General features: G+C 26.9%; 1 protein-coding gene. It reads right to left on the bottom strand.

Annotation, left to right across the window (positions count from 1 at the left end):
• Positions 1–167 precede the first annotated feature (167 nt).
• Positions 168–487 (bottom strand): hypothetical protein (locus KVT34_RS29815; RefSeq protein ID WP_217563251.1); only part of this gene is annotated, 320 nt, incomplete at its 5' end.

Here is a 487-nt window from a genome sequence, read left to right as displayed (position 1 = left end):
ACTGACGGAAATTAAGAACTACATTTATAAAAATTAAAAAGTGAACGAATATTTTCCGTAGGCGTACACTTTTTTACTTGGCTAATTATTTAATGTGTTCGGTTCTTTCCACGTTCAATCGCATAAACATCTAATACAAAATAAAGAGCACACTCGATTGAATGTGACTACATTAATTCTTCAATTAATTTATTTTCTTCTTCAATATATTTATCAATCAGAATCCATATTGACTTCATATTTTTATAAGATGCTCTCTCGAAATTTGATTTTTCTTCATCATTCGATGACTCTAAAAAAGAAGCCCACCAGGTAATATATTCATTACAGTTTATCCTTAAATCTTTTGTAAACTTATTTTTTCTATCTAAGTTAATCCAAATAAATATTTTATGATTTAACAATTCAAATTTTATTTTTTGCTTTTCTTTTTCATCAGTTTCCACACTACACCTTCTACCCAAATCAAGAACTTTTGTAATGTGTT

It is taken from the genome of Paenibacillus sp. GbtcB18 (assembly GCF_019091125.1).
Taxonomy (GTDB): Bacteria; Bacillota; Bacilli; order Paenibacillales; family NBRC-103111; genus Paenibacillus_F; species Paenibacillus_F chitinolyticus.
Note: the sequence above shows the minus strand (reverse complement) of the source record. Positions and strands in the feature narration are given on the sequence as shown.